This window comes from Vogesella lacus, assembly GCF_979366295.1.
Map to the genome: position 1 here is coordinate 50,493 of NZ_CEETQT010000005.1, position 26,927 is coordinate 77,419.

Consider the following 26,927-nt stretch of genomic DNA (forward strand, 5'->3'; position numbering starts at 1 on the left):
GAGTCCGATATGTTTTTACAAGGTTACCTTCCGAGCATTCTGGAAGGCACGGTGCTGACCCTGCAGGTCGCGCTGGCATCACTGGTGGTGTCCGTGGTGCTGGGCCTGATCGGCGCGCTGTTCAAGATGGCACCATCCAAGCCGCTGGTCTGGCTGGCCGAGCTTTACTCCACCGTGGTGCGTGGCATCCCGGATCTGGTATGGATGCTGTTGCTGTTCTTCGGCGTGCAGATGCTGATCAACGAGTTCTGTACCCGCATGGGCTGGCCGGCGCCCGAGATCGATGCCTTCTTTGCCGGCGTGATGACTATCGGCTTCATCTTCGGTGCCTATATGACCGAAACCTTCCGTGGCGCCATCATGGCGGTACCCAAGGGCCAGATGGAAGCCGGTCTCGCCTACGGCATGAGCCCGCTGCGCGTGTTCTTCCGCATCACCTTTCCGCAGATGGTGCGTTTTGCCCTGCCAAGCTTCTCCAACAACTGGCTGGTACTGGTGAAATCCACTGCCCTCGTGTCGGTCATCGGCCTCAATGACGTGATGTATCGCGCCGATACCGCCAAGTCGATCACGCAAGAGCCGTTTACCGTTTACGCGATTGTCGGCCTGATCTTCCTGGCCATTACCAGCGTGTCCGACTTTGCCCTCAAGCGTCTGGAAAAGCGTTACTCCATGGGTATCAGGGAGAGTGAACTATGATCGACATCAACCTGATTATCGAGAAGCTGCCGGCCTTCTTTGGCGGCACCGACGGTGCGCCGATGATGAGCACCAGCGACGGCCTGCTGCTGACGCTGCAACTGTTGGCCGCATCGCTGGTATTCGGCCTGATGATGGCGGTGCCGATGGCGCTGATGCGGGTATCCAGCAACAAATGGCTGGCCCGTCCGGTATGGCTGTACACCTATGTGTTCCGTGGCACGCCGCTGCTGGTACAGCTGTTCATCATCTACTACGGCCTGTCGCAGTTTGAATGGGTACGTGACAGCTGGGCATGGGAATATCTGCGCGAGGCCTATGTCTGCGCGATTCTGGCCTTCACGCTGAATACCGCCGCCTACACCACCGAGATTCTGGCCGGCCAGATCCGCAACACGCCGCACGGCGAGATCGAAGCGGCCAAGGCAATGGGCATGGGCAAATGGCTGATGATGCGCCGCATCGTGATTCCGTCTGCGCTGCGTCGTGCCCTGCCGGCCTACAGCAACGAAGTGGTCATGATGATGCAGTCGACCTCGATTGCCGGCCTGGTAACACTGGCCGATCTGACCGGCGTTGCCCGTCGCGTGTTCAGTGACACCTATATGCCGTTCGAGCCCTTCCTGACCGTAGCAGCCATCTATCTGGTACTGACCTTCGTCTTCGTCTGGCTGTTCAAACTGGCGGAAAAGCGCTGGCTCGCCTATCTGGCCCCGCGCAAGCACTAAGGAGCGAGCATGCAACGTATCGACCATCCGCTGTTGCCCGCCAACAGCCTGAATACCACGCGCCAGCTGAGCAGCTTCCATTTCGGCAATGCCGGCCAGGGACAAAAGGTCTACATCCAGGCCAGCCTGCACGCCGACGAACTGCCGGGCATGATGGTGGCCTGGCAGCTCAAGCAAAGCCTGCTCGAGCTCGAAAACAAGGGCCAGCTGCTGGGCGAGGTTGTTCTCGTGCCGGTGGCCAACCCTATCGGCCTCGATCAGAACCTCAACGGCGTGGCGCTGGGCCGCTTCGAGCTGGCCAGCGCCGAAAACTTCAACCGCCACTTTCCGTGGCTGGCTGACGAGATCTTCCACGCCATCCGTGACGAGCTGGGCAGCGACGCCGCGGCCAACACCCGCCTGATCCGCCGCGAACTGCGCCAAAGGTTGGCCGCAATGTCGCCGGCCAGCGAGCTGGCAGCACAGCGCCTGGTGCAGATGCAGCTGGCTTGCGATGCCGACATCGTGCTGGACCTGCATTGCGACTGCGATGCCGCCCTGCACCTGTATACCGGCACCGAACTGTGGCAAGCCTGCGAACCGCTGGCACGTTATATGGGCGCAGCCTGCACCCTGCTCGCCAGCGAATCCGGTGACTACCCGTTTGACGAAGCCTGCAGCCGTCCGTGGTGGTATCTACGTGATCTGGCGCGTGCGGCCAACCTGCCGGCCAGCATTGATCTGGCTTGCCTCGCCGTCACCGTCGAGCTGCGCGGCCAGCGTGATGTGGCTTATGCCCAGGCACGCAAGGATGCCGATGCGATTCTGGCCTTCCTGCAGCAACGCGGCATCATCGCCGGCACGGCTCCGGCAATGCCCGATCTGCTTTACCCAGCCACCCCGCTGGCCGGCTCGGACAATCTGCGTGCGCCGCACGCCGGTGTCGTGCACTACCATCGCCAACCCGGCGAGCTGGTCGAGGCTGGCGACATCATCGCCGACATCATCGACCCGGTGAACGACCGCGTGACCTCCTTGTGCGCCCAGCGCGCGGGCATGCTGTACGCCCTCGCCGGCCGCCCTTATGCCATCAGCGGCCTGTGGCTGGCCAAAGTCGCCACAGCCGAATCATTCAAAACCGGAAAGTTGTTATCAGCATGACTACTACAAACCACCAAACCGCCAACGGCGCCAAGGCTGATGGCAACCTGAAACTGCAGGTTTCCGACCTGCACAAGAGCTACGGCAGCCACGAAGTGCTGAAAGGCGTATCGCTGACCGCCCATGCCGGCGATGTAATTAGCATCATCGGTTCGTCCGGCTCCGGCAAGAGTACCTTCCTGCGCTGCATCAACATGCTGGAACAGCCCAACAGCGGCACCATCGCCGTTACCGGCGAGACGCTGGGCCTCGTCACCGACAAGCGCAACGGCGCGCTGAAGGCGGCCGACCCGAAACAACTGGCGCGCATCCGCACCAAGCTGGCCATGGTGTTCCAGCAGTTCAATCTGTGGGCGCACATGACCGTGCTGGAAAACATCATCGAGGCGCCTATCCATGTGCTGGGCGTACCGAAGGATGAAGCCATCGCCCGCGCCCGCAAGTATCTGGAAAAAGTTGGCCTCAAGGACGTCGAGAACAAATATCCGGCGCACATGTCCGGCGGCCAGCAACAGCGCGTGGCGATTGCGCGCGCGCTGGCGATGGAACCGGAAGTGATGCTGTTTGACGAGCCGACCTCGGCACTCGACCCGGAACTGGTCGGCGAAGTACTGCGCGTGATGCAGGATCTGGCACGCGAAGGCCGCACCATGGTGGTGGTGACGCACGAAATGGGCTTTGCCCGCGAAGTGTCCAACCACGTGATCTTCCTGCATCAGGGCCGCATCGAAGAACAGGGCAACCCGCGCGAAGTGCTGGCCAAGCCCAAGAGCGAGCGTCTGGCACAATTCCTGTCCGGCAGTCTCAAATAAGTCGTACAATCGCGCCTTGACAAGCAGGCGCCATGCTGACCATAACCTCAGCATGGCGTCTTTTTCTATTGCTTCATTTCCTGCCTGATCCTGCCCATGGTGAATATCGCTGCTACCGGTAACAAACCCATACGTTTCGGCTTTCTGCTGTTGCCGAATGCCTCTATGGCTGACTTTGCCATTGCCAGCGAAGTACTGACCCGCGCCAATCAGCTGGCCGAGAAAAAGTGCTATGAATTCCTGCCGCTGTCGCTCGACGGCCTGCCGGTAACGCTCAGCAACGGCATGCGCCTGCCGGTTGACCTGCCGCTGGCGGCCAGCCCCAAGCTGGACGTGCTGGTGGTACTGGCCGACGAAATCAGCATCGATCTGGCAGCAGACGATCTGGGCAAGCAGATCAGCAGCCAGCTGGGCGAGCACACGCAGTTGGCCGCACTGGGCTGCGCCAGCTACTGGCTGGCACGCGCCGGCCTGCTGTCCGGCCATCGCGCCACCATCCACTGGCAGGAAATCAATCGCCTGAACGACGAATTCCCCGACGTGATCGTGTCGTCCAATCTGTTCGAGATCGACGGCAACCGCCTGAGCGCTGCCGGCGGCGCGGCGACCTTCGATTTCATGATGACGCTGATTGCGGCCAACCTTGGCCAGGAATTCGCGGCCTCGCTGTCGGAAGTATTCAGCATGGAACGCCTGCGCCCGGGCAGCGAGCGCCAGCGCATTCCGTTGGCTACCCGCATCGGCGGCAGCCAGCCCAAGCTGACCGAAGCGGTCAGCCTGATGGAAGCCAATATCGAAGAACCGCTGACCACCGACGACATCGCCTACTACGTTGGCGTGTCACGTCGCCAGCTCGAGCGCCTGTTCAAGCAGTATCTGGGCACCGTACCGTCCAAATATTATCTGGAGCTGCGCCTGAACCGCGCGCGCCAGCTCTTGCAGCAAACCAGCAAGTCCATCGTGCAGATCGGCCTTGCCTGCGGCTTTTCCAGTGGCCCGCACTTTTCCAGCACCTATCGCAGCCACTTCAATATCACGCCGCGCGAAGAGCGCGCCCAGCGCAGCATCAAGCCCGAATAAGCCGGATGCCACCAGGCTGTGGCGCATCGGTCACAGCCGTGGCAAGCCAATAAACACGGCCTTGCCAGCCCGCTGTTGCTGTCCAGCTAGCCACGATTAATAAATCGTAATAACTTGCCAGACTGCAGCACTTCCAATTTGTACTAACTACAACTATCCTAGCATCAACAAACGGAGCAGCCATGACAAACTCCCCAAGCAAGCACCGCTCATTGCCACTGGTACGCGAACTGGTTCGCACCTATCAGGCTTTCGAGCAACTGAGCACGCAACGCGTGAAATGCCATGGCCTGACCCATCCGCAATTCGATGTGATTGCCACGCTGGGCAATACCCAGGGCATGTCCTGTCGCGAGTTGTCGGAACGCACGCTGATTACCAAGGGGACCCTGACCGGTGTGCTGGACAGATTGCTGGCCAAGGGCCTGATTACCCGCACCGTGCCCGAGCATGACCGTCGCAGTGTGTTTGTCGCCCTGACCGATAGCGGGGATGAGCTGTTCCACCAGTCCTTCCCCGATGTGGTCAACCACTGCGGCGAAGCCTTTGCCGGTATCAGCGATGAAAAACTGTTGCAACTTGCCGCCGAGCTGGCAGCAATTCGCGCCGCCATCCAGCGGCGCACGGAGATAAACGAGGATGAAGACTGAAAAGTACCACCCCGCCCAGATCATGCTGCACGCGCTGATGGCCGTGTGGCTGATTGCTACCTTTGCCTTTGGCAAATATCTGGCCAGCCTGCCGCTGTCGCCACTGAAATTCCAGCTGATGAGCTACCACAAATGGGCCGGCATGCTGGTGCTGGCCCTGCTGCTCGTACGCATCATCCTGCGCCTGGCCAAGCGCGCACCGGCCCTGCCAGCCGGCATGAGCCAGGGCGCCCGCCTCGTTGCCCACGCCGGTCACCTTGGCCTGTATGCCCTGATGGCGCTGATTCCGCTGTCAGGCTGGCTGATGAGCTCGGCCTACGGCATTCCGGTCGTGCTGTTCGGCACCCTGCCGCTGCCTGACCTGATTGCGGCCAACCCCGAGCTTGGCGAAACGCTGGGCAAGGTGCATGGCCTGCTGAATACCCTGCTGTTGCTGCTGGTCATCGGCCATGTGGCAGCCGCGCTCAAACACCAGTTTATCGACCGCGACGGCCTGCTCACCCGGATGAGCCTGCGTCCGCAACGTGCCCGCTAAGGACTCTCATGTACAAGCAAACCCTCGTGGCCATGGCCTTGTTCGCCATGGCTGGCGCCAGCCATGCCCAGCAACTCGACCCGGCCAACAGCCAGCTGGTTTTCAGCATGAAGCAGATGGGCGTGCCGGTCAGCGGCAGCTTCAAGAAATTTGCGGCCAACGTCAGCTTTGACCCGGCCAAGCCCGAGCAAGGCAAGGCCGATATCAGCATCGATATCGCCAGCATCAGCCTGCCCACCGCCGAGGCCAATGCCGAGGCCAAAAAGAAAGACTGGTTTGATGCCGCCCGCTTTGCCCAGGCCCGTTTTGTCTCCAGCAGCATCAAGCCACTGGGCAACAACCGTTTTCAGGTGAACGGCAAGCTGACCATCAAAGGCATCAGCCGTGATGTCAGCGCCCCGTTTACCGCGACCAGCGCAGGCAAGAACCTGAGCATAGACGGCACCCTGCCGATCTCGCGACTGGCTTTCAACATCGGTGATGGCAGCTGGCGTGATACCGCCACCGTTGCCGACCAGGTTGATCTGCGTTTCCGTTTGACCCTCAAGCCCTGAACCTGACCAAGGACCAAACCCATGATCCGTACCGCACTCGCTTCTTCCCTGCTGCTGGCCAGCGTTTTTGCCCACGCCGCCCCGGTTGGCTACAACGTTGATCCGACCCACACTTACGCCGCCTACGAAGTCGGCCACCTGGGCCTGTCGCTGCAAAGCGGTGTTTTCACCAAGATCGACGGCAAGCTGAGCGTGGACGAAGCGGCCAAGAGCGGCAATGTCGACATCACCATTGATGCCGCCTCGCTGCAAACTTTCCTGGCTGATCGCGACAAACACCTGAAGAGCGCCGATTTCTTCAATGTCGAGAAATTCCCGACCCTGCGCTACCAGTCCGACAAGGTGGTGTTTGCCGGCGGCAAGCCAGCCAAGGTTGAAGGCAAGCTGACCCTGCTGGGCGTGACCAAGCCGGTTACCCTGAAGCTGGACACCGTCAGCAAGGGCAAAAACCCGATGACCGGCGTCGAGACCTGGGGTGCCAATGCTACCGCCACCATCAAGCGCAGCGAGTTCGGCATGAAGACCTTCCTGCCAGCCATCAGCGATGATGTCACCATCAAGATTGCTATCGAGGCGACCCGTAACTAAGCCGCCCCGCATCGCCGCTTGCGGCGATACACCAGACAAAAGCACTGCCACGGCAGTGCTTTTGTCGTTAACAGGGTTTGCGAGCAGGCTTTGCCGGCAAATTCCGTCTGGCAAATCATCTCGCCTGCGGTAGAATGTCCGGTTTGCCGTGCCGGGTGAGACCGATCCCGCGTACGTCTATGCTGAATAATCCTCGACTGTTTTTCGACGGCCATGAACAAGACCACACCTAAAGCCCTCGTCGTCCTTTCCGGCGGCCAGGACTCGACTACCTGTTTGTACTGGGCCATGCGCGAATTCGGCGCGGCCAACGTTGAAGCCGTGACCTTCGACTACGGCCAGCGTCACCGCATCGAGCTGGATGCCGCGCGCAAAGTGGCCGAAATGGCCGGCGTGCGCCAGACCGTGCTGCCTATCGACACCTTCGCCGCCATCGGTGGCAACGCCCTGACCGATGACAGCATCGCGCCGGAAGAAGGCGCGCGCGAAGATGGCGACAGCACCATCCCGAATACTTTCGTCCCCGGCCGCAACCTGATTTTCCTGAGTTTTGCCGCCGCCTTCGCCTATACCCGTGGCATCGAACACGTAGTCACCGGCGTGGCGCAGACCGATTACTCGGGCTATCCGGACTGCCGCGAAAACACCATGAAGGCGCTGGAATTGTCGCTGCGTCTGGGCATGGATAGCCGCGTCACCCTGCACACCCCGCTGATGTATATGAGCAAGGCCGAAACTGTGACGCTGGCACAAGAAGTCGGCGCGATGGACGCCATGGCCTGGAGCCACACCTGCTACAACGGCAGCGTGCCGCCTTGTGGCCACTGCGCCAGTTGCGAGCTGCGCGCCAAGGGCTTTCTTGAAGCTGGCGTGGCCGATCCGCTGGTCGTGCGCACCGAAGGAGTCTGAGATGAATGCCATTTCCCGCCTGGCCGGTGCCGGCTTCGAAGCGGCACGCAGCCTGCCAGGCCTCGGCCGTCACGGTCACAGCTTTCGCGTACTCGCACGCAGCAAAGGCATCGCCGGCAGCGACACGCTGGCTGCCGAGCTGAATAATGCGGCCAAATCGCTCGACTATCAGGATCTCGACAGCCGCCTCGGCAATGTCAGTGATCTGGGTATCGCCCGTCATCTGGCGACGGCCTGCGGCCAACCTTTGAGCCTGATCCTGCACAGTGCCGCCGATCGCGGCGTGTTGCTGGGCGAGGATGGCCGCGAATATGTATACTTCGACACCCGTTTCGAGGCCGCCCACCATCTGCCGCACGTGCCACCCGGCCACAAATGCGGCCGCCTGCATGGCCATGGTTTTGGCGTGCGCATCGTCGCCGATGCCGGCAAAGCCTCGCTGAACAACATCCTGCTGAAAGCCTGGCCACCGCTGTTTGCCCGCCTCAATCACCGCTATCTGAACGATATCCCCGGTCTGGAAAACCCGACCAGCGAGGTGATGGCAGCCTGGCTGTATCACGAGCTTGCGGCCAACCTTGCCGGCCTGGCCTGGGTAGAAGTACGCGAGACGCACACGGCCGGCAGCCAGTTTGACGGCCAGCATTTCCGTATCTGGAAGGAACAGCGTTTCGAAAGCGCCGTGCCATTTGATGCCAACGGCCATTACACCGGCCACAGCTATCTGATCCGCCTGATGCTGCAGGGCAGCCTCGACCGTACCATGGGCTGGGTGCTGGATTTTGGTGATGTAAAAGACCGCTTCAAGCCGATTTACCGCCAGCTCGATCACAATCCGCTGGACAAGCTGCCCGGCATCCGCGACGGCCAGCCGCACAGCATCGCCGAGTGGGTGCACAGCGAGCTCAAGCCGCTGGTGCCTGAGCTCGCCCGTATCGACCTGATGACCACGCCGGAAGCCGGCGTATCGCTGGATTTCCGCGGCGATATGGCTTGGCCACTGCTGTTTGGAGCTGCCTGATGCCGAACTACACCGTGAAGGAAATCTTCTACACCCTGCAGGGTGAAGGCCGTCAGGCTGGCCGTGCCGCCGTGTTCTGCCGTTTTTCCGGCTGCAATCTGTGGTCCGGCCGCGAGGAAGACCGCAGCAAGGCGATCTGCCAGTTCTGTGACACCGACTTTGTCGGCACCGGCCCAGATGGCGGCAAATTTGCCACGGCCGCAGAGTTGGCCGCTCGCATCGCCGAGAGCTGGCAAGGTGTCGGCGGCCAACCTTATGTAGTGTTTACCGGTGGCGAGCCGCTGTTGCAGCTCGATGAAGCCCTGATCGACGCGCTGCATGATGCCGGTTTTGAAGTCGCCGTCGAGACCAACGGCAGCCTGCCGGCACCGCGCGGTATCGACTGGATCTGCGTGAGCCCGAAAGCCGGTGCCGACTGGGTGCAGCGCAGCGGCCACGAGCTGAAGCTGGTTTACCCGCAGCCAACACGCCTGCCGTCGGAAATGCCGGACGATATCTGCTTCGAGCATCTCTATCTGCAGCCGATGGACAGCCCGCTGCAGCGCCAGAACACGCAAGAAGCAATTGCCTGGTGCATGGCCCACCCCGAATGGCGCCTGTCAGTACAGACTCACAAGGTCGTCAATATCCGCTGAACGCCTGGCGGCCAACAACGGCCGCCTGTCGAGCCGATACGGCGCATTTGCCGCTGGTCGGCATCTTGCTTTGCCTGACTTTCTTCTGCCCTTATCATGGCCTTGCTGTAACGCTGACCTCGCGCCACAGCCACCAGAACAAAGGAGATCTTATGCAGACATATCAGGGAAGCTGTCACTGCGGCGCCATCCGCTTCCAATTTCGCAGCAAGCCGATAGAGAGCGGCTTGCGCTGTAACTGCTCGATGTGCAAACGCAAGGGTGCGCTGATGAGTGCCGTTGTCCTGTCACCGGATGAGCTAGAGATCAGCGTCGATGGCGATGCGCTGGGCAGCTACGCCTTTGGCAGCTGCGTGGCCAAGCATCACTTCTGCCGCCAGTGTGGCATCTATCCGTTTCACCAGACACTGCGCATGCCGGGCCACTACCGCGTCAACCTTGGCTGTGTCGATGGCGTCGACAGCCAGACCCTGCCCTTCGAGGTTTTCAATGGCGCTGCGCTAGCTTCATGATCAGGTTGGCCGCACGAGAAATTGACTTACTCCACAAAAAAAGCCCCGAATCGCTTCGGGGCTTTTTTTCATGACCGTAGCAATCAACCGTGCAGCTTGGCCAGCTGCTTGGCGATCACATCATGGCTCAGCCACAGCACCGGTGCCGCCGGATTGGCCATTTCGCCAAACATCAGCGGGCCGGTACCTTCGAGTACCAGGGTGCTCAGATGGTCGGTCACCAGTGCATTGCGATCCTTGTGCTTGCTGGTGATGTCATCGGAAGTACCGATCATCACCTCGGCCAGCGCGGGCGAATTATCCATCGGCCAGGCAGCAAAGTTACGGAAGCCCACCATGGTCTCGTTGGTGTTGTAAGCCTCGATCTGTGCCAGCAGGTCATCAATGCTGTAGCCATCCTGCAGCAAGGCATGGCATGCCGCCCATTGCGCTTCGGTCCATTCGCCCGGCGCTTCCTGACGCAGAGCCTTCAACAACGGGAACAGCGACAGCTCGACACCGACAAAAATATCGGACGAGTTGGTACGGATTTCCGGGCAATTGAAGACGGTCGCCTTCACACCCTGTTCCCAAGCGCTGCGCGCATGGTCTTCCAGACGCTTCTTGGCATTGCCCTGGGTGTAATTGGTATACGTCTGCCACTGATACTCGCCATCGATCAGGATCTCGGTACCGTGGTAGCCGTAAGCCGAGTAACGCACCTGGCCGCCGGTTGTTTCCAGACGCTGGCGCAGCGCAGCGCTGCCGTCGATCAGGTACTGGAAGCTGTTGGCCGTCACTTCGTCAAAGTTCTGCAGGATCAGCTTGCCCAGATCGCTGTCCAGCAGCGCACGCGACGACATGAAACGGTCACCACGGCCCTTGTAGATGCGATTGGCAATGGCCAGGAAAACTTTTACTTTCGGAATGCCGCCGGCCATGGTGTGGGCGAAGTAGACATTCTTGCCATCCGGAATCAGCGTTTCCAGCTGGGACATCACCTCGGCCACGCTGTTCTTGAAGCGGGCCACGCCGGCTTCACGGCAGCGCTCGACCTGAGCCCAGTCCAGCTTTTCGTCCTGCCAGTTTTTCAGAGTCAGCCCCGACAGCAGCTCGGTCGGGGTTGGCTCGCCTGCCGGTGCATCCAGGTCAAAACCGGCCATCAGCGGCACATTGATGATCTTGCCACCCAGACGGGCTTCCGCTTCGGCCAGCTCTTCGGCATTCAGCGGGCGCAGGCTGTTGTCAGCTTCGCGGCGGCCAACAGTCATGCCGATGATGGTCATGCCGGCAGCACGTGCCTCGTTGATCAGGCCATTTACATAGCCACGGCCAAACAGCTCACCGAACAGTACAAATACATCGCCTTCGCGGAACAGTTTGCCCTCAGGCAGATTGCGCATTGCAGTCAGGGAAGTCACGGGTTGAATTCTCTAATTAGGTTAATGGCTCGAATTTTAATGGCAAGCAGAAACGCGAGTAAACCACAGCTGTAGTTTACTCGCGTCCGGACAAGACAAATCAGTCGACGGTTGGCAGCAAGGTGCTCTTGTGCAGCAGCGGCTCGATATCATCGGCCGGCACCGGTTTGGACAGCAGATAGCCCTGAACCTGATCGCAGCCTTCGGCCGCCAGGAACTGCCACTGCTCGATGGTTTCCACGCCTTCGGCGACAACCTGCATATTGAGGTTTTTCGCCATATTGATGATGGCGCGGGTAATCGCCGTGTCATCCAGATCATCAGGAATATCGCGCACGAAGGAGCGGTCAATCTTGAGTTTGTCTGCCTTGAAACGCTTGAGGTAGGCCAGACTCGAGTAACCGGTGCCGAAGTCGTCAATCGACATGCGGATACCCATGGATTGAATGGTCTGGATAGTCTGGATGGTGGACTCAAGGTCATCCATGATCACGCTCTCGGTCACCTCGACATCAAGGCAGCTACCCGGCAGATTGAATTCAGCCAGCGACTCGCTGAGCAGGCCCGGCAAGTCCTGATGGCGGAACTGCAGCGCCGACAGGTTTACCCCGACAGTAATCAGCGGCAGCCCCTTGGCATGCCACTCGGCAATCTGGCGGCAGGCTTCGCGCACCACCCAACAACCGATTTGCACGATATAACCGCGCTCCTCGGCCACATCGATGAAGTGCAATGGCCCCAGCAAGCCCAGTGACGGATGATTCCAGCGGATCAGCGCCTCGGCACCGACAATACGGCCGGTATCCATCTCGACCTGAGGCTGGTAATGCAGCACGAACTCGCCACGATCTACCGCATAGCGCAACTGGCTTTCGATCGCCAGAATCTCGCGCGCACGGGCATTGAGATCGGCTGTGTAGAACTTGTAATTGTTACGACCACTGGACTTGGCGTGATACATCGCCGCATCGGCGTTGCGTACCAGCGTGTCAAAGTCGCGACCGTCATCCGGGAATACGCTGATACCGATACTGGCAGTAACGGCCAGCGAGTGGCTGTATACCTCGATCGGTGTCGAGAATTCGCCAAGAATGCTTTCGGCCACATGTACTGCGTCGGCCGCATCGTTGATCAGCGGCAGCAGGACCAGGAACTCGTCACCGCCCTGGCGCGCCACGACTTCACCGGCACTCAGCACACGACGGATACGTTCCGAGGCGATCTTCAGCAGGATGTCGCCGGCCGCATGGCCCAGCGACTCGTTGATGGTCTTGAAGCGGTCAAGATCCAGCAGCAGCACACCCAGCTTGCCGTTATCGTGCGAAGCGTTCTGGATCGCCAGCAAGGCGCGATCCTGCAGATGGCCGCGGTTAGGCAGGCCAGTCAGCACGTCAAAGTGTGCGAGGAACTGGATGCGTTCGTCGGCAGCCTTGCGCTCGGACTGATCGCTGAAGACCGCGACGTAATGGGTGACATCACCGCCCGGGCTCTTGACGGCATTGATGGCCAGCCACTCCGGATAAATCTCGCCATTCTTGCGACGGTTCCACACCTCGCCCTGCCAGTGACCCTGATCTTTCAGCACGCTCCACATATTGTCGTAGAACTCGTCGCTGTGACGACCGGAACTCAGCGCCGTCGGCTTGGTACCGATGACTTCTTCCTGGGTGAAGCCGGTAATCTCGGTAAAGGCACGGTTGACCGAACGGATCTGTACATTGGCATCAGTAATCATGATGCCTTCCGCCGTGTTCTCGAATACCTTGGCGGCCAGCTGCATGCGCTCTTCAGCGGCACGGCGCTCGGAAATATCGCGCACCATGCGCCAAACCGCCGTAATGCGGCCATCGGCATCACGCATGGCCACGGTTTTGACGCTGACCGGAATCGCGCTGCCAAGGCGGTTGATGTACTCGACTTCGAATTCGTCGCAGAAGCCAAAACGCATGACCTTGTTATCAAGATTGTAGCGCTCGGTCTGCTGGCTCTGATCCGCCACCACATCCCAGAAGTTCTGCAGTTTCAGCTGGTCCAGGCTGTAACCGATCAGGCTGAGGAAGGCAGGGTTGGCATCGATTACCTGCCCCTCAAGCGAGCTGATCACGATGCCGTCAAGGTTGGACCAGAACAGCTCGCGATACTTGTTCTCGGAACGGCGCAGCGCGTCTTCGACTTCACGACGACGTTCGATATCAGCCTCCAGCGCAATGGTCTTGGCCTTCAGCTCGTCAATCAGGCGCTTGAGCTCGGCACGCGTCCATTCCAGGTGTTTGCCCACGGTACCGATTTCATCCTGACGGCCCCAGTGGAAAGGCTGATCCAGCTTGAGTGCGGCCAACTGTGTCGCCTGATCCGACAGCTGGCGGATAGGCTTGAGGAAGCGGGAGTTCAGAATGCTCATGATGAGCAGGATGGACAGCGACAACTGCGCCAGTACGATCAGCAGCAGATCTTTCAGCTGATCCTTGAGCGCGATGCTCAGATGTTCGGTATCAAACTCGATGGTCACCTGGCCGATTTCTTCGCCACGGTACACCACCGGTTTTTGTACAAAGGCAACACCACCGATACGGCGCTCGCTGCGCAGGGCCGACAGAAAGATGGTGTTCGACTGGGTGTCGGTAACCCGCACCGAGATGATGCGCTGGTCGTCCATCACTGAGGTGACCAGCGGCGCACCGGCCTGGCGGCTGAGGTTCCACAGCGGCTCCTGCATGCCGAGTGCCACGATTTCCAGCAAGCGGCTCTGGTCGGTTGCCAGCTGGTTTTCCATGGACTCACGCTGCAGGTTGAAGCTCAACACACTGATCAGCAAGGCCGGTATCAACAAACCCAGGACCACGGCAATCAGGAAGGCCTGCCGCAAGGACAGGCTGCCCTTGCGGGCGAAATCAGTCAGCTCGGTCTGTTTTGTCATCGTTTCGTATTCAGGTTTTTTTATTTTGATCCGCACCCGCGTGGCCACAGACCGGGTACGCAAACCCTGCCCGTATCCTCCCCACAGGCATGATCTGGATTCATTGTGTATCACTGATCATGGCACTGCAATCCCGATTGCAGGCAATCCGGCCAGCAGGGACTTGCCAGCAATGTTGTCGTACAATATCGGGTTTCAGTAAAACCACACTAAAAAGAGCGAAACTCCGTTTTTCGCCTTGTCACAACCGAGGATACGCATCATGACCGCAAACCAATACGATCAGCTGATCAATGCACGCTGGATTATCCCAGTAGAAGTAGACGGTGTCATTCTGGAAAATCACGCCGTTGCCATCAAGGACGGCAAGATTGCTGCAATTCTTAATAGCGACGAGGCGGCTGCCGCCTCCGCTGCCGAGCGTGTCGAGCTGGGCAACCATGTTTTGATGCCGGGTCTTGTCAACCTGCACGGCCACAGCGCGATGACCCTGTTGCGCGGCATGGCTGATGACAAGGCGCTGATGGACTGGCTGCAAAACCACATCTGGCCGGCCGAAGGCAAGCATGTGAGCGATGAATTCGTGCACGATGGCGCGCTGCTGGCAATGGGCGAAATGTTCCGCAGCGGCACCACCACCATCAATGACATGTACTTCTACCACGGCGCGATGGCCCGTGCCGGCCTGACTGCCGGCATGCGTACCTTTGTCGGCCTGTCCATCCTCGAATTCCCGACTGCTTACGGCCAGAACGCCGACGACTACATCACCAAGGGTCTGGCCGAAGCCGACCAGTACGCCGGCCACGAGCTGATTACCTTCACCCTCGCGCCGCATGCACCGTACACCGTGTCCGACGATACCTTCCGCAAGGTGGTCAAGATCGCGGAAGAGCGCGACATGCTGATCCACTGCCACATCCAGGAATCGATGGATGAGGTGAACGGCAGCATCGCCGAGCACCAGGTTCGCCCGCTGGCGCGTCTGGACAAGCTGGGCATGGTGGGCAAGCGCCTGATCGCCGCCCATATGGTGCACCTGACTGACGATGAAATCGCGCTGTGTGCCGAGCGTGGCGTGTCCATCGCCCACAACCCGACCTCCAATATGAAGCTGGCTTCCGGTATTGCCCCGGTGCAGAAGCTGCTGGCTGCCGGCGTGAATGTCGGCATCGGTACGGATGGCGCGGCGTCCAACAACAAGCTGGACATGCTGTCCGAAACCCGCATGGGTGCGCTCTTGGCCAAGGTCGGCTCGATGGATCCGACCGCCGTGCCGGCCGCCACCGCCATCCGCATGGCCACCCAGAACGGTGCCGATGCGCTGCATATCGGTGACAAGGTGGGCAGCGTGACCGTCGGCAAACAGGCTGACCTGATCGCCGTTGATCTGTCGCAAGTCGAAACCAGCCCGGCCTTCGACCCGATCTCGCACATCGTGTACGCTGCAGGCCGCGAGCAGGTGAGCCACGTGTGGGTAAACGGCCGCGCCGTGCTGCGCGAGCGTCAGCTGACCACACTGGATGAAGCCGCGCTGAAGGCCACCGCCGAAGCCTGGCGCGTCCGCATCCTCGCCAAGTAATATCCTTGCGGCCAACCTTCAAGCGAGGTTGGCCGCACGCAAACAAGGAAAAGCATGAGTAACGTTGACGAACTGGAACTGGACAAATTCAGCCAGATTGCCCACAAGTGGTGGGACAAGGACAGCGAGTTCAAGCCGCTGCACGAGATCAACCCGCTGCGTCTGGACTATATCGACAGCCGCGCGGCGATTGCCGGCAAAACAGTGCTGGATGTCGGCTGCGGCGGCGGCATTCTGGCCGAGAGCATGGCCGAGCGCGGCGCGACCGTCACCGGCATCGATCTGGCCAAGAAGTCGCTGAAGGTCGCGCAGCTGCACAGTCTGGAATCCGGCGTCAGCGTGACTTACCGCTGTGTGCCTGTCGAAGAGCTGGCCGAAGAAATGCCGGCAAGCTTTGACGTGGTGACCTGCATGGAAATGCTGGAACACGTACCCGATCCGCAAAGCGTGGTGCGCGCCTGCGCCCGCCTCGTCAAGCCGGGCGGCCAGGTGTTCTTCTCGACGCTGAACCGCAATGCCAAGTCTTACCTCTTGGCGGTGCTCGGTGCCGAATATGTGCTGAACATGCTGCCCAAGGGCACGCACGAGTACGGCCGCTTCCTCAAGCCATCCGAGCTGTCGCGCATGGCGCGCAATGCCGGCCTCGGCATCAACAATATCAGCGGCATGAGCTACAACCCGCTGACGCGCATCTACAGCCTCGGGGACGACACCGACGTCAATTACCTGATGGCTTGCCAGCGCCTCGCTTAAGCGATTGCGGCCAACCTCAAAGGTTGGCCGCAATGCTGTCATGCCCATGCTGACCACCCCGCCGCTGTCGCCCAATCTGATCGCCGCACTCGCCGCGCTGGGCATTCACGACCGTGCTGCCTTGCGGGCACAAGGCGTGGTGACAGCGTATCTGCTGCTGAAAGCCGCCGGCCTCAGCATAGGCGAGCGCCAGTTGCATGCGCTGCACGCTGCCGTGCTGGGCGTGCACTGGTCTGACATCAGCCAAGACGACAAGGCCGCACTGCGCACCGCGCTGGCCAATCATCCGCCGGTACGATTGCCACCACCAGCGGCCGAACGTGAATACTTCATGCAGCAAGCGCTGGCCGAGGCAAGGCTGGCCGCCAGCGAGGGCGAAGTGCCGGTGGGTGCGGTGCTGGTGCAGGCTGGCAAGATCATCGCCCGCGGCCATAATCAGGTTATCGGCTTGCACGACCCGAGCGCCCATGCCGAGATGCAGGCACTTCGGGCTGCCGCCCGGCAGCTGCAGAATTACCGCCTGCAGGACTGCACGCTGTATGTGACGCTGGAGCCGTGTGCGATGTGCGCCGGCGCCATCCTGCACAGCCGCCTCGCCCATGTGGTATATGGTGCGCGAGAAGACAAGACCGGCGCGGCGGGCAGCGTGGTCGATCTGTTTGCCGAGCGCCGCCTCAACAGCCACACCGCCGTACTTGGCGGCGAGCAGGCCGAGGCCTGCGGCCAACTGTTGAGCGCATTTTTTGCCAGCCGCCGTACCACGACTGACCCAGAGCCCTGATTAAGATCCGCGCCATGATGAAGATCCGCGCCCTGATGAAGCCGCTGGCGATAGCCCTGCTGCTTAGCGCCCCCGCCGCCCAGGCTGACACGCCCGATGCCGACTGGCTGCTGGCCAGCCAGCAGCAGACGCTGCACGCGGCCAAGGTACAACCCAATCCGCGCCACCCCGGCCAGCCGTGGCTGGAAGTCGGCGTGCAGAGCCAGTCGCTGGTCTACTACGACGAACAGGGCGTGGCGCGGCTCAACTACCGGATTTCGACCTCGAGTCGCGGCGTCGGCGAGCGCGTCAACAGCCTGCAGACACCGCGTGGCTGGCACACGGTGTGCGAGCGCATCGGCGATGGCATCGAGGCCGATACCATCATCTATCGCCGCCAGATCACCCCGTGGAAATACACCCCGCAGCTGCACGCCGAATACCCGAACAAGGACTGGATTCTCACCCGTATCATGTGGTTGTGCGGCCAGGAGCCGGGGCTGAATCAGGGTGGTGAGGTCGACAGCTACGACCGAGCAATCTATCTGCATGGCTCTGGCAGCCATGTGGCCTTCGGCACGCCGACCTCGCGCGGTTGCGTGCGCATGCGCAATGACGACATTATCGAGCTGTACGCCCTGACCGGCACCGGTCTGGATGTCCTGATCAACGAACACCGCTAAACCATGCTCAATCTGACCACCCCTGCCCTGCTGTTTCCGGCCATTTCGCTGCTGCTGCTTGCCTATACCAACCGCTATCTGGCGCTGGCCGGCGTGATCCGCAACCTTTACGAAGACTATCGCGCCGAGCCCAGCGACAGCATCATGCAGCAGATCGGCAGCCTGCGCCGCCGCATCGCGCTGATCAAATGGATGCAGGGCATCGGTGTCGGCAGCCTGTTTTTGTGCGTGGTGGCGATGTTCCTGATTTACACCGGTTGGCCGCAAAGCGCGCAACTGGTGTTCGGCATCAGCCTGCTGATGCTGATCGTGTCGCTGGCGCTGTCACTGCTAGAGCTGCGCGAATCGACCGACGCGCTGAACATCCTGCTGTCGGATGTGGCGGCCGCCGAGGACGCGCGCGGCCGCGACTAAGGCCAGCACGCCCGGCACTTGCGGACAACCTTGAGCCGCAAACACTCGCATGAAAAAGCCGAAGCCACCTCACGGTGGCTTCGGCTTTTTACCGACTGACTAGCAACTGACTCAGTGCGCTGACGGCTTCGGCGTGCCGTTCAGCTTGCCAAGCCCACGACGCACCAGACTGCGCAGGCTGTCCAGATAGGTGTACACCACCGGCAGCACGATCAGCGTCAGCACCGTCGAGGTCACCAGGCCGCCGATGATGGCATGCGCCATCGGCCGCTGCGTCTCCGAGCCGGCACCGGTCGCCAGCGCCAGCGGCAACATGCCGAAGATCATCGCCAGACTGGTCATCATGATGGGGCGCAGGCGCACGCGGCCGGCTTCGACAATCGCATCGGTGCGGCTCATGCCTTCACGGCGCGACTGGTTGATGAAGTCCACCAGCAGAATGCCGTTCTTCGCCGCCAGACCCATCAGCATGATGATGCCGATCACCGAGAACATGTTCAGCGTCGAGCCCCACAGCCACAGCGCGACAAACACGCCGACAAAGGCCAGCGGCAACGCCATCATGATGGTGACCGGCAGGGTGAAGCTGCGGAACTGCGCCGCCAGGATCAGGTAGATGAAGATCACCCCCATCGCCAGCGCCTGCACCGCGTACTTCAGCGATTCCTGCATGTCTTTCTTCTCGCCCTCCTGCGCCAGAATCACCCCGGCCGGCAGCTGCACGTCCTTCAGCACTTTTTCGATATCGGTAAACACCTCGCCGCTGGAGCGGTTCTGGATATTGCCGGTGATGCTGATTTCGCGCATCAGGTCGGTGCGCTCGATCTGGCGCGGATTGCTGCTGTGCTCGATGGTGGTCAGCTGCGCCAGCGGCACCATGCTGGCCACACCGCCCTCGCCACGCGTGCCCGGCACGGTCAGCACTTCCAGCAGGCTTTCTTCACGCTCGGTCTTGGGCAGGCGCAAACGCACATTGTAGTTTTCGCCATCCGGCGCTTCCCACGTAGTCACTGTATCGCCCGCCAGCAAGATGCCCAGCGTGTCGCCAACCTTGGCAAGATCCACCCCCAGCGTCGCCGCCGCGTCGCGGTTCAGGCGGATGTCCAGCGCCGGATTGGCATCGGTAAAGCTGCTCTGCAAGTCAGTCACGCCCTGCACGCGGCCAACCTTGGCCATCAGCTGATCGGTGGCTTTTTGCAGCGCCTCGATATCATTGCCGCGAATCGAGATATTCACCGGTTTGCCACCCGGGCCATGACCGCCCACCCCTTGCACCGAATCCAGCTGGATACCGGCGACCTTGCCAGCCTCGACACGGGCGACCTTCATCAGCTCGAACATATCGCGCTGTCGATCCTGCTTGTCGCCGACATCAATCGTCAGCCGCGCCTCGTTCTGGCCAGCGCCAAAACGGCCACCACCGACGCGGGTGTCGATAGTCTTGATTTCGGGGATGCTGCGCAGGCGCATCTCGACTTCACGCGCCTTGTCGGTGGTGTATTCCAGCGAGCTGCCCGCCGCCGTCTTGAAGCTCAGGCGGAAGTCGCCGGTATCGGCCTTGGGCAGGAATTCGCCACCGATAATCGGCACCAGCATGAAGCTGCCCACGGTCAGGCCCAGCGCCAGCAACATCACCGTCTTGCGCCAGTTCAGCGCCCAGCGGATCGCACCGACATAACTGTTGGCGAGGCGGTCAAGCGAGGCCTCGAACCAGTCCAGCGCGCGGCCCAGCGGGCCTTTGTGATGATCGCCATGGCGATGCGGGTCGTGCCAGATCGACGACAGCATCGGGTCCAGCGTGAAGGACACAAACATCGAGATCAGCACTGCCACCGTCACCGCCAGGCCAAACTGGTGGAAGAACTTGCCGATGATGCCGCCCATGAAACCGACCGGCAAAAACACCGCGACAATGGTCAGCGTGGTGGCCAGCACCGCCAGGCCAATCTCGTTGGTGCCATCAAGCGCCGCCTGATAATGGCCCTTGCCCAGCGTGGCATGACGCACAATGTTTTCGCGCACCACGATCGCATCGTCAATCAAGAGGCCGATGGACAGCGACAGCGCCATCAGCGTCATCACGTTCAGGGTGAAGCCCATCGCCATCAGCGCAAACAGCGTGCCGAGCAAGGCAATCGGCAGGGTCAGGCCGGTAATCACCGTGCTGCGCCAGCTGCCAAGGAACAGGAAGACGATGAACACCGTCAGCAGAGCACCTTCCACCAGCGTCTTTTCCACGCCATCCAGCGAATCCTGCACCTCGGCCGACTTGTCGTAAGTCAGGCGCATCTCGCTGCCACGTGGAATCTGGCTCTGCATCTCGGCCAGCGCCGCCTTCACCTTGCCAGCCACCTCGACCACATTGGCACCACGGGTGGCGCTGATATCCATGCCGACACCAGGCTGGCCGTTGATCAGGCTGACGCTGTTTTTCTCTTCCTCGGCATCCTGCACCGTCGCCACTTCATCGAGACGGATGCTGACGCCACCGCGAGTGGCAATCGCCAGCTTGCGGAAGTCGTCCACCGACACCAGCTTGCCTGCCACCCGCACCGACAACTCGTCGCGCTGGCTGCTGACCTGGCCGGCCGGATAATCACGGTTGGCCGCAGCAATCGCGTCGCCCACCTCGCTGACCGACAAGCCCAGCGCCTGCAGGCGATACGGGTCAAGATCAATGCGGATTTCGCGCTTGGCAATACCGGTCAGCTTCACCTCGCCAACGCCCGCCACGGTCTGCAGCCGCTTTTTCAGCACATTGTCCAGCCAGTTGCTGAGCGCGCGCTGGTCGCCACCGCTGAAGGCATACGACATCAGCGGCTCGTCGTTGGGGTTCATCTGCGAGATCACCGGGGTGGCGACTTCGCGGCGGAAACGCCCCTGCACCGCGCCAACCTTGTCGCGCACTTCCTGCAGCGCGGTAGCCGGGTCGGTCGACAGCTCGAACTCGACAACTACCGTACTGCTGCCCTCAAACGAATAAGAGCGGATGTGCTTGATACCGTTGATGGTATTCACCGCCTCCTCGACCTTGCGGGTGACTTCGGTCTCTACCACCTTGGGCGAAGCGCCCGGGTAGCTGACCGACACCACCGCAACGGGGAAGCGGATATCGGGAAACTCCTCGACCGGCAGAGTCTTCCAGGCAAACAGCCCCAGCACCGTCAGCAGCAGCATCATCACCGCCGCGAGGTAGGGGTTTTGCACACTGACACGGGTCAGCCACATGATCAGCTCCCCTTGCCCGGCAGTTGAACCTTGTCACCGCTTTGCAGGCCCAGCAGCGGTGCCGCCAGAATCTGCTGGCCGGCAGTCAGGCCGCTGACGGCAACGGTACGGCGTGCATCATTACGCAGCAGAATCTGTACCGGCTGCTTGCCCAGCTGATTGCCCTTCAGCGTCATCACCCACGGTGTCTTGCCGTCGGCATCGCGCACGGCGGCCAACGGTAAGGCAATGCCCTGCTGCTCGCGCAACACCAGCTCGCCCTGGATGAACTGGCCGGCTTTGAGTTGCAGATCGTTATTGGCTACCTGCAGATAGGCGGCAAAGGTGCGGGTATTGGCGTTTGCCACCGGGTTGATACGCTGCAGCGTGGCGCTGTACTGCTGCTTGCCGCCTTCCAGATGGAAGCTGGCCGTCATGCCCGGCTTCAGCTCGGCCACCTGGCGTGCCGGAATATTGGCCACCGCCTCCAGCGTGGACAGGTCGGCAATGCCGAAAACCTTCTGGTTGCGGCCAACCTGTTCACCCGGCTCGATCTGGCGCGAGAACAGCACGCCATCCATCGGCGCGCTGATCACGGTATCGGCCAGGCTCTTTTGCGCACGACTCAGCTGGCTGCGCTGGGCATGCACCTCACCCTCGCGGATGCGGTAGTCGCTCTCCAGCTCGTCCAGCGCCAGTTGCGAGATAAAACCCTGGCGGAACAGTTCGCGCTGTTTTTCCAGCTTTTGCCGGGCCAGCTTCAGCCGCGACTCGGCGTTCGACAGCTGGGCACGCTGTTCGGCCAGCGCCTGCTCCAGCGTCTGGCCATCAATCAGCGCCAGACGTTGGCCGCGCCGCACCGGCTCGCCCTCGCGTACCAGCACTTCGCGCACCTGGCCTTCTACCTCGGCCGCCACTTCGGCGCTGCGTTTGGCATTCAGTGTGGCGGTAAACGGTACGGTTTCCTGCACGGTGCCGGTTTGCGCCGTCAGCAAATCACTTGCGGCCAACTGTGGCACGGCCTTGGCCGCGGCGGCCTTGTCCTTGCCTTCCGGTTTTTCCCCTTTGCCGCAGGCACTCAGCCCCAAAGCCAGCAGCACAGCCAAAGTCAGTGTCTTTTTCAACATTGTTATTGTCCTGATGTGTGTTGCGATTACCCGATATCAAAGCTTGGCCTGCGGCGTGATGCCGCGCGGCAACAACAGCCAGAACTGGCCGCGCTGCTTCATCTTGCCGGCGTACATGCCGGCCTCGGTGCCAAAACCAAAGAAGAAATCACCGCGAATGCCGCCACGGATCGCGCCGCCGGTATCCTGCGCCACCATCAGACGATTCAGCGCCTGCGGCTCGCCATCCAGCGGCCAGGTAGTAGACAGGTAGACCGGCGCGCCCAGCGGCACATAACGCGGGTCGATCGCCATGCTGTAGCCATCGGTCAGCGGCACGCCCAGCGCGCCCAGTGGCCCGCCCTGGGCCGGGCCCAGATCGCGGAAGAACACATAGCTCGGGTTGACGTTGAACAGCTCCTGCTTGCGCTGCGGGTTGGCCGCAATCCAGCCCTTGATGCCCTGCATGCTGGCATCCGACAGCGCCAGCTGTTTCTGGTCTACCAGCCAGCGGCCGATGGATTTGTACGGGTGGCCATTCTGATCGGCATAGCCGATACGCAAGAAGCTGCCGTCTTCCAGCTGGATGCGGCCCGAGCCTTGCACCTGCAGGAAGAACAGCTCGACGTCATCCTCTACCCACGCCAGCACCTGCGCGGTATTCACGCCCTTGCCCTGCAGAATCTCGCCACGAGTGAAATACGGCAGCAGGCGATTACCCTGCAAGCGGCCTTTCAGCGCGCGGGTACGGTTGTCGATGACGAAATCAGCCAGATTGACCTGGATTTCACCACTGCCGGCGCTCGTCTTGCCGGCCACCTGTTGCAGACGATTGCTGCCGGCGACACGGCGCACCACCAGACTATTCAGGCTGCGCTGCTCGGGGGTGATATCGACAATCAGCATGTCGGCCGGCACGCCATACACCGGATAAGGCGTCTGCGCGCTTTGCGTGCGGCTGCCCACCAGCAGCGGCTCGTAATAGCCGGTAATCAGTCCGTTATCGCGCTCGCCATCGCGCATCTGCCACACCTGGAAACGCTGCTCGAAAAAGCTGCGCACGGCCGCAAGGTTGGCCGCATCCACCTGTTGCGCCTCGGCACAGACGGCCTGCCATTCGGCAGCCTTGGCCAGGGGCACACAACTCTGGCGCAAGGCCAGCAGGCTCTCGCTGGCAGCCCCCTGCGGCCACTGCGGCAGGCTGGCAAAACTGCTGCGCTCATAGCGCACTTCGCTGCTGCCACTTGGCGGAATATTCGGTTTGACGCTCAGCGACGAGCAGGCAGCCAGCAGCAACAGCAGGCTGGATATGGCGATTCTTTGCAGCATGGGGGCGGTCCGGATGGCGATGGGATTAACCGCAGCATGTTACTGAAAGGCCGGTCAACTAGCCACGGTTTACTCGATAGAAAAGCACAAAGCTTTGTTAGAAGCTGTTAACACTTTTGCCGCGTCAAGCCGCGGCAAACTGCGCGAATACGCATGAAAAAGCGCGCTGAGGGGCATGCCCTGCCAGCGCGCTGTTTCTCGCCCGTCCGCCTCAGCGCGGCAATGCCGCCTGCAGCGCCTTCACGAAGTCGGCGCTGTCAGGCTTGGTCAGCGGTGAAAACGCCTGCACCTCGCCACCATTGGCCGGCACGATGTACTTGTAGAAATTCCACTTCGGCGTCGTACCCGACAGTGCGGCCAACTGCCGGTAAAGCGGATGCGCCTGGCTGCCGCGCACATGCACGCGGCTGAGCATCGGGAAGCTCACGCCGAAATTGCCCTCGCAAAAGCTGGCGACGTCCTTGTCTGCTGCCAGCTCCTGATGAAAGTCATCCGACGGAAAGCCCAGCACCACCAGGCCCTTGCCCTGATACTGCCGCCACAAGGCCTCCAGCTGCTTGAACTGCGGCGTGAAGCCGCACTCGCTGGCGGTATTCACCACCAGCAAGGCCTTGCCGCGATACTGCGCCATATCCAGCGTGCCGCCGGTCAGGCGCGGCAATTGATGATCAAACAGCGCGGCCACCGTCGGCTTTTCCGCCTGCGCGATAGCCGGCACGACCAGCAAGGCCGACAACCATAGCCACGACAATTTCATCTCGTCCTCCTGCCTCAGCCTTGCTGCTCGGCGATCTCGGCCTTGACCTTTTCCATGTCCAGATCACGAATCGCCTGAATCAGCTGCTCGTACTGGCCGGCCATCATCGCGCCAGCCTGATGGAACACCACCACGCCATCTTTCAGCGCCATCAGGGTCGGGATGGAGCGGATCTGGAAATGCGCGGCCAGATCGCGCTCGGCCTCGGTGTCGATCTTGCCGAACACGATGTCCGGGTGTTTTTCGGCCGCAGCTTCGAAGATCGGGCCAAACACCTTGCACGGGCCACACCAGTCCGCCCAGAAATCGAGCATCACGATGCCCTCGCGCTCGGCGTAATCATTGAAAGTTTCGGCGGTGATATTGATGTAGCTCATGCTGGTTTCCTGATGGGTAAGCGATGGCAACGGCCATCCATAGCCTGCAAGATGGGCATTTTTGCCGGCAAACACAAGCCTTGGCGGAATGGTATTTTTTTATCGCAGCCATAGCCGCAACGGCCTCGCCACCGCAAGACCTAAGGTTGACTGCAATGTCCGGCCGCGGCTACAAGGCACCCAGACCGAAGTCATTGCCAGATAGACACCACCATTTGTGGAATAGACAGCTGAAAATGCTGTCTCACCAGATGCCATCGTGAAAACAGTCCCGCACAGATGTGTACCTGCCTGCAGGCACGGGCATCATCGCCTTGCCTGTTCGATAGATCTCTCAATATCATGCCGAGATATACACATCAATCAAGGAAATAGACACCTGAATAGGTGTCTATTACACGTTAGCTGGCAAAGACACATGACTGCACCTTACAACTACAAACAATGTCAATCACTCTTTGGCTACTCCTTTGATGTGCATGTCCGCTCTAACGGCACTTGCCAACTCTGCGAGTGTGGTGGCGCAGAGCTTACATTTGACCTGTGGCGGCAACTGACTGTGGAGCACATCATAGGAAAAAGCCAAGGCGGCTATCTCAAAGAAATCCGCTCAGTTGTCTCGGAGCGCTTTCCCGATCTTAGCAACGCAGAGCGTGAGTCCATATCCAGAGAAATTCATGCAGCTAATACAGTAACTGCTTGCAGCTTCTGTAACTCAACAACCAGCAGAGACTACAGCAGCACAAGCATGAGTGAGTTGATTCGCAACTCCGTGGGCACCCCCAGCGAGGTGGTAAGCCAAATAGCTTCTGCGCTACAGCCAATTCTTGCGCGCAAGCGCTCTGACGTAAGATGGAAGCTTGAATCAGTTCGTAAAGCGTATGAGGCAAACTTTCTGTCTGCGCTAAGCGCTGGCGGGCGTGTTGCCAGCTAACAATTCGCTCAACTGCCGCCCATTAGCTTAATCGTTAGCCACCTAAGGAGCCCTCTATGGCCCGATTTATTGTTGCAATCCCAAGAAATGATGGTGGCATCGAAATATTCCCCATGAAGGAATGGTTACGGCAGCATCCAGAACATATTCCACCTGGGCACCATGCCACCGATAGCACCTCCCGTCAGTTGCTAGCCGCCCTTCGGAAACAAGGATGGTCAGTTCAAGCAACCAATGAAGAAGTTCGGCTTATTCCCCCAGGCGCAAGCAATGCCCAAGAGCAAGTTGCAGATGTTCTTGGCTCTGAAGGTGAAGGCAATGAAGAAATTTGGGATGAAGCCGCATTTCAATTTGAAATTCAGTTGCGAGACTTTATCGCTCAAAATTTGGGAGCTATTGATGTGCAGGGACGACGATTGCGCCTCTTTAAAGATAACGAAGGGCGCATTGGAATTGAATATCCAACCGCTGTTGGGCCAATTGACATACTCGCCACCGATGCAGAAGGCGCACTGTATGTATTTGAACTGAAAAGAGCCCGAAGCCCTGATCACGCCATTGGTCAGCTTGCCCGTTATATGGGTTGCTTGCAGCGAAAGCACGGCCAAACTTGTCAAATCAACGGAATCATTATCGCTCGCGAGATTACGCAAAATTTGCGGTATGCAATATCAGTTTTTCCGAATGTCAGCCTGTTTGAGTACGAAGTGCAGTTCAAACTCAAACGTGCCGAGGATCTCGCCGATGGCTAACAATCCGGTCCAGCGGACAGTCGACCAACTACGCTGTCCGACTGCCGCTGACCTTCGTCGTTAGGCCACAAAAAACATAATCTCAGCTCTGTA

General features: G+C 60.4%; 27 protein-coding genes. 20 read left to right on the top strand and 7 right to left on the bottom strand.

What is annotated here, in order from left to right:
- The first annotated feature begins 9 nt into the window (after window positions 1-9).
- The 13 genes from ACZ9W6_RS07705 (at window position 10) to ACZ9W6_RS07765 (ending at window position 9,863) form a co-directional block, all read left to right on the top strand.
- On the top strand, window positions 10-699 hold the full coding sequence (locus ACZ9W6_RS07705) for an ABC transporter permease (protein ID WP_465190514.1): 690 nt from the start codon (window positions 10-12) through the stop codon (window positions 697-699).
- Window positions 696-1,427: an ABC transporter permease gene (locus tag ACZ9W6_RS07710; protein WP_465190515.1), complete on the top strand. Its 732-nt coding sequence runs from the start codon at window positions 696-698 to the stop codon at window positions 1,425-1,427. Before ACZ9W6_RS07705 ends, ACZ9W6_RS07710 begins: the two co-directional genes overlap by 4 nt.
- A gap of 9 nt (window positions 1,428-1,436) precedes the next feature.
- Window positions 1,437-2,567: a succinylglutamate desuccinylase/aspartoacylase family protein gene (locus ACZ9W6_RS07715; RefSeq protein ID WP_465190516.1), complete on the top strand. Its 1,131-nt coding sequence runs from the start codon at window positions 1,437-1,439 to the stop codon at window positions 2,565-2,567.
- The gene (locus ACZ9W6_RS07720; RefSeq protein WP_465190517.1) at window positions 2,564-3,379 is read left to right on the top strand and encodes an ABC transporter ATP-binding protein; all 816 of its coding nucleotides are present in this window, start codon (window positions 2,564-2,566) and stop codon (window positions 3,377-3,379) included. The genes ACZ9W6_RS07715 and ACZ9W6_RS07720 overlap by 4 nt, the downstream gene beginning before the upstream one ends.
- Window positions 3,380-3,475: 96 nt before the next feature.
- Window positions 3,476-4,459: a GlxA family transcriptional regulator gene (locus tag ACZ9W6_RS07725; protein WP_465190518.1), complete on the top strand. Its 984-nt coding sequence runs from the start codon at window positions 3,476-3,478 to the stop codon at window positions 4,457-4,459.
- Between the two features lie 182 nt (window positions 4,460-4,641).
- Window positions 4,642-5,109: a MarR family winged helix-turn-helix transcriptional regulator gene (locus ACZ9W6_RS07730; protein WP_465190519.1), complete on the top strand. Its 468-nt coding sequence runs from the start codon at window positions 4,642-4,644 to the stop codon at window positions 5,107-5,109.
- On the top strand, window positions 5,099-5,644 hold the full coding sequence (locus ACZ9W6_RS07735) for a cytochrome b (protein WP_465190520.1): 546 nt from the start codon (window positions 5,099-5,101) through the stop codon (window positions 5,642-5,644). Before ACZ9W6_RS07730 ends, ACZ9W6_RS07735 begins: the two co-directional genes overlap by 11 nt.
- Before the next feature lie 8 nt (window positions 5,645-5,652).
- A complete protein-coding gene (locus tag ACZ9W6_RS07740) occupies window positions 5,653-6,198 on the top strand; it encodes a YceI family protein (RefSeq protein ID WP_465190521.1) in 546 nt (181 codons plus the stop codon).
- Window positions 6,199-6,219: 21 nt separating this feature from the next.
- Entirely contained in the window at window positions 6,220-6,786 is a 567-nt protein-coding gene (locus tag ACZ9W6_RS07745; protein ID WP_465190522.1) for a YceI family protein, read from the top strand.
- Between the two features lie 213 nt (window positions 6,787-6,999).
- On the top strand, window positions 7,000-7,695 hold the full coding sequence (gene queC, locus ACZ9W6_RS07750; protein WP_465190523.1) for a 7-cyano-7-deazaguanine synthase QueC: 696 nt from the start codon (window positions 7,000-7,002) through the stop codon (window positions 7,693-7,695).
- A gap of 1 nt (window position 7,696) precedes the next feature.
- Window positions 7,697-8,716, top strand: coding sequence for a 6-pyruvoyl trahydropterin synthase family protein (locus ACZ9W6_RS07755; protein WP_465190524.1), 1,020 nt, complete (start codon window positions 7,697-7,699; stop codon window positions 8,714-8,716).
- Entirely contained in the window at window positions 8,716-9,351 is a 636-nt protein-coding gene (gene queE / locus ACZ9W6_RS07760; RefSeq protein ID WP_465190525.1) for a 7-carboxy-7-deazaguanine synthase, read from the top strand. Before ACZ9W6_RS07755 ends, queE begins: the two co-directional genes overlap by 1 nt.
- A 152-nt stretch (window positions 9,352-9,503) precedes the next feature.
- The gene (locus ACZ9W6_RS07765; protein WP_465190526.1) at window positions 9,504-9,863 is read left to right on the top strand and encodes a GFA family protein; all 360 of its coding nucleotides are present in this window, start codon (window positions 9,504-9,506) and stop codon (window positions 9,861-9,863) included.
- Between the two features lie 83 nt (window positions 9,864-9,946).
- Here ACZ9W6_RS07765 and ACZ9W6_RS07770 read toward each other — a convergent pair whose 3' ends face one another.
- Both ACZ9W6_RS07770 and ACZ9W6_RS07775 read right to left on the bottom strand, forming a co-directional pair.
- The gene (locus ACZ9W6_RS07770) at window positions 9,947-11,263 is read right to left on the bottom strand and encodes an enoyl ACP reductase FabMG family protein (RefSeq protein WP_465190527.1); all 1,317 of its coding nucleotides are present in this window, start codon (window positions 11,261-11,263) and stop codon (window positions 9,947-9,949) included.
- Between the two features lie 100 nt (window positions 11,264-11,363).
- Window positions 11,364-14,180, bottom strand: a complete 2,817-nt coding sequence (locus ACZ9W6_RS07775; protein ID WP_465190528.1) for an EAL domain-containing protein — start codon at window positions 14,178-14,180, stop codon at window positions 11,364-11,366.
- Window positions 14,181-14,442: 262 nt separating this feature from the next.
- On the opposite strand from ACZ9W6_RS07775, the gene ACZ9W6_RS07780 reads away from it, so the two are divergent.
- The 5 genes from ACZ9W6_RS07780 to ACZ9W6_RS07800 are packed head-to-tail and all read left to right on the top strand — an operon-like array spanning window position 14,443 to window position 18,372.
- The gene (locus tag ACZ9W6_RS07780) at window positions 14,443-15,762 is read left to right on the top strand and encodes a TRZ/ATZ family hydrolase (RefSeq protein ID WP_465190529.1); all 1,320 of its coding nucleotides are present in this window, start codon (window positions 14,443-14,445) and stop codon (window positions 15,760-15,762) included.
- A gap of 54 nt (window positions 15,763-15,816) precedes the next feature.
- A complete protein-coding gene (gene ubiG, locus ACZ9W6_RS07785; protein ID WP_465190530.1) occupies window positions 15,817-16,515 on the top strand; it encodes a bifunctional 2-polyprenyl-6-hydroxyphenol methylase/3-demethylubiquinol 3-O-methyltransferase UbiG in 699 nt (232 codons plus the stop codon).
- Between the two features lie 46 nt (window positions 16,516-16,561).
- Window positions 16,562-17,296: a tRNA adenosine(34) deaminase TadA gene (gene tadA / locus ACZ9W6_RS07790; RefSeq protein ID WP_465190732.1), complete on the top strand. Its 735-nt coding sequence runs from the start codon at window positions 16,562-16,564 to the stop codon at window positions 17,294-17,296.
- A gap of 14 nt (window positions 17,297-17,310) precedes the next feature.
- A complete protein-coding gene (locus ACZ9W6_RS07795) occupies window positions 17,311-17,958 on the top strand; it encodes a L,D-transpeptidase (protein WP_465190531.1) in 648 nt (215 codons plus the stop codon).
- A 3-nt stretch (window positions 17,959-17,961) separates the two neighbouring features.
- A complete protein-coding gene (locus tag ACZ9W6_RS07800) occupies window positions 17,962-18,372 on the top strand; it encodes a DUF2721 domain-containing protein (protein WP_465190532.1) in 411 nt (136 codons plus the stop codon).
- 111 nt (window positions 18,373-18,483) lie between these two features.
- On the opposite strand, the gene ACZ9W6_RS07805 is transcribed toward ACZ9W6_RS07800, so the two are convergent.
- The 5 genes from ACZ9W6_RS07805 to trxA form a co-directional block, all read right to left on the bottom strand.
- Entirely contained in the window at window positions 18,484-21,600 is a 3,117-nt protein-coding gene (locus ACZ9W6_RS07805; protein WP_465190533.1) for an efflux RND transporter permease subunit, read from the bottom strand.
- 2 nt (window positions 21,601-21,602) lie between these two features.
- The gene (locus ACZ9W6_RS07810; protein WP_465190534.1) at window positions 21,603-22,706 is read right to left on the bottom strand and encodes an efflux RND transporter periplasmic adaptor subunit; all 1,104 of its coding nucleotides are present in this window, start codon (window positions 22,704-22,706) and stop codon (window positions 21,603-21,605) included.
- A 36-nt stretch (window positions 22,707-22,742) separates the two neighbouring features.
- The gene (gene mltA, locus ACZ9W6_RS07815) at window positions 22,743-24,014 is read right to left on the bottom strand and encodes a murein transglycosylase A (protein ID WP_465190535.1); all 1,272 of its coding nucleotides are present in this window, start codon (window positions 24,012-24,014) and stop codon (window positions 22,743-22,745) included.
- A gap of 211 nt (window positions 24,015-24,225) precedes the next feature.
- Window positions 24,226-24,771, bottom strand: coding sequence for a glutathione peroxidase (locus ACZ9W6_RS07820; RefSeq protein WP_465190536.1), 546 nt, complete (start codon window positions 24,769-24,771; stop codon window positions 24,226-24,228).
- Window positions 24,772-24,785: 14 nt separating this feature from the next.
- Window positions 24,786-25,148, bottom strand: a complete 363-nt coding sequence (gene trxA, locus ACZ9W6_RS07825; protein ID WP_465190537.1) for a thioredoxin — start codon at window positions 25,146-25,148, stop codon at window positions 24,786-24,788.
- Between the two features lie 418 nt (window positions 25,149-25,566).
- On the opposite strand from trxA, the gene ACZ9W6_RS07830 reads away from it, so the two are divergent.
- Both ACZ9W6_RS07830 and ACZ9W6_RS07835 read left to right on the top strand, forming a co-directional pair.
- A complete protein-coding gene (locus ACZ9W6_RS07830) occupies window positions 25,567-26,082 on the top strand; it encodes an HNH endonuclease (protein WP_465190538.1) in 516 nt (171 codons plus the stop codon).
- A gap of 56 nt (window positions 26,083-26,138) precedes the next feature.
- Window positions 26,139-26,834 carry an endonuclease NucS domain-containing protein gene (locus ACZ9W6_RS07835; protein WP_465190539.1) on the top strand — a complete coding sequence of 232 codons (696 nt, stop codon included), beginning with the start codon at window positions 26,139-26,141 and terminating at the stop codon, window positions 26,832-26,834.
- Window positions 26,835-26,927 lie beyond the last annotated feature (93 nt).

What these genes read in the sequence shown, in the direction of transcription:
- ACZ9W6_RS07705 (WP_465190514.1), top strand. Translation starts at nt 10, where the DNA reads ATGTTTTTACAAGGTTACCTTCCGAGCATTCTGGAAGGCACGGTGCTG.
- ACZ9W6_RS07710 (WP_465190515.1), top strand. Translation starts at nt 696, where the DNA reads ATGATCGACATCAACCTGATTATCGAGAAGCTGCCGGCCTTCTTTGGC.
- ACZ9W6_RS07715 (WP_465190516.1), top strand. Translation starts at nt 1,437, where the DNA reads ATGCAACGTATCGACCATCCGCTGTTGCCCGCCAACAGCCTGAATACC.
- ACZ9W6_RS07720 (WP_465190517.1), top strand. Translation starts at nt 2,564, where the DNA reads ATGACTACTACAAACCACCAAACCGCCAACGGCGCCAAGGCTGATGGC.
- ACZ9W6_RS07725 (WP_465190518.1), top strand. Translation starts at nt 3,476, where the DNA reads ATGGTGAATATCGCTGCTACCGGTAACAAACCCATACGTTTCGGCTTT.
- ACZ9W6_RS07730 (WP_465190519.1), top strand. Translation starts at nt 4,642, where the DNA reads ATGACAAACTCCCCAAGCAAGCACCGCTCATTGCCACTGGTACGCGAA.
- ACZ9W6_RS07735 (WP_465190520.1), top strand. Translation starts at nt 5,099, where the DNA reads ATGAAGACTGAAAAGTACCACCCCGCCCAGATCATGCTGCACGCGCTG.
- ACZ9W6_RS07740 (WP_465190521.1), top strand. Translation starts at nt 5,653, where the DNA reads ATGTACAAGCAAACCCTCGTGGCCATGGCCTTGTTCGCCATGGCTGGC.
- ACZ9W6_RS07745 (WP_465190522.1), top strand. Translation starts at nt 6,220, where the DNA reads ATGATCCGTACCGCACTCGCTTCTTCCCTGCTGCTGGCCAGCGTTTTT.
- queC (WP_465190523.1), top strand. Translation starts at nt 7,000, where the DNA reads ATGAACAAGACCACACCTAAAGCCCTCGTCGTCCTTTCCGGCGGCCAG.
- ACZ9W6_RS07755 (WP_465190524.1), top strand. Translation starts at nt 7,697, where the DNA reads ATGAATGCCATTTCCCGCCTGGCCGGTGCCGGCTTCGAAGCGGCACGC.
- queE (WP_465190525.1), top strand. Translation starts at nt 8,716, where the DNA reads ATGCCGAACTACACCGTGAAGGAAATCTTCTACACCCTGCAGGGTGAA.
- ACZ9W6_RS07765 (WP_465190526.1), top strand. Translation starts at nt 9,504, where the DNA reads ATGCAGACATATCAGGGAAGCTGTCACTGCGGCGCCATCCGCTTCCAA.
- ACZ9W6_RS07775 (WP_465190528.1), bottom strand. Translation starts at nt 14,180, where the DNA reads ATGACAAAACAGACCGAGCTGACTGATTTCGCCCGCAAGGGCAGCCTG.
- ACZ9W6_RS07780 (WP_465190529.1), top strand. Translation starts at nt 14,443, where the DNA reads ATGACCGCAAACCAATACGATCAGCTGATCAATGCACGCTGGATTATC.
- ubiG (WP_465190530.1), top strand. Translation starts at nt 15,817, where the DNA reads ATGAGTAACGTTGACGAACTGGAACTGGACAAATTCAGCCAGATTGCC.
- tadA (WP_465190732.1), top strand. Translation starts at nt 16,562, where the DNA reads ATGCTGACCACCCCGCCGCTGTCGCCCAATCTGATCGCCGCACTCGCC.
- ACZ9W6_RS07795 (WP_465190531.1), top strand. Translation starts at nt 17,311, where the DNA reads ATGATGAAGATCCGCGCCCTGATGAAGCCGCTGGCGATAGCCCTGCTG.
- ACZ9W6_RS07800 (WP_465190532.1), top strand. Translation starts at nt 17,962, where the DNA reads ATGCTCAATCTGACCACCCCTGCCCTGCTGTTTCCGGCCATTTCGCTG.
- ACZ9W6_RS07805 (WP_465190533.1), bottom strand. Translation starts at nt 21,600, where the DNA reads ATGTGGCTGACCCGTGTCAGTGTGCAAAACCCCTACCTCGCGGCGGTG.
- ACZ9W6_RS07810 (WP_465190534.1), bottom strand. Translation starts at nt 22,706, where the DNA reads ATGTTGAAAAAGACACTGACTTTGGCTGTGCTGCTGGCTTTGGGGCTG.
- mltA (WP_465190535.1), bottom strand. Translation starts at nt 24,014, where the DNA reads ATGCTGCAAAGAATCGCCATATCCAGCCTGCTGTTGCTGCTGGCTGCC.
- ACZ9W6_RS07820 (WP_465190536.1), bottom strand. Translation starts at nt 24,771, where the DNA reads ATGAAATTGTCGTGGCTATGGTTGTCGGCCTTGCTGGTCGTGCCGGCT.
- trxA (WP_465190537.1), bottom strand. Translation starts at nt 25,148, where the DNA reads ATGAGCTACATCAATATCACCGCCGAAACTTTCAATGATTACGCCGAG.
- ACZ9W6_RS07830 (WP_465190538.1), top strand. Translation starts at nt 25,567, where the DNA reads ATGACTGCACCTTACAACTACAAACAATGTCAATCACTCTTTGGCTAC.
- ACZ9W6_RS07835 (WP_465190539.1), top strand. Translation starts at nt 26,139, where the DNA reads ATGGCCCGATTTATTGTTGCAATCCCAAGAAATGATGGTGGCATCGAA.